Origin of the sequence: Vogesella mureinivorans, assembly GCF_007644035.1 — a bacterium.
Classification (GTDB): Bacteria; Pseudomonadota; Gammaproteobacteria; order Burkholderiales; family Chromobacteriaceae; genus Vogesella; species Vogesella mureinivorans.
In genome coordinates, this window is record NZ_VMTV02000584.1 from 1 (window position 1) to 268 (window position 268).

A 268-nucleotide genomic window follows, 5' to 3' on the forward strand; every position below is an offset into this window, starting at 1 on the left:
CCGTCCGATATCACGGCGCGTCTGGGCGCGCCGTGGATTCCCGCCGCCGACATTGTCGCCTTCGTCAAGGAGATAATGGGCGCCGACATCCGAATCCGCCACATGCCGGAGCTCGCCTCCTGGACGGTCGAGGCGCGACAGCTTGGGTACACTGCTGCCGGCACCTCGGAATGGGGCACGGATCGGCGGCACGCCGGCGAGCTTCTGGCCGACGCGCTCAACAGCCGGGTGCCGCAGAGTTTGGATACCGTGAGGGAGGGCGACAGCG

1 protein-coding gene is annotated in these 268 nt (G+C 68.3%); it reads left to right on the top strand.

Annotation, left to right across the window (positions count from 1 at the left end):
- Nucleotides 1-268: DUF8437 domain-containing protein (locus FLQ44_RS16385; RefSeq protein WP_147695271.1), on the top strand; the 268-nt coding region annotated here is incomplete at both ends.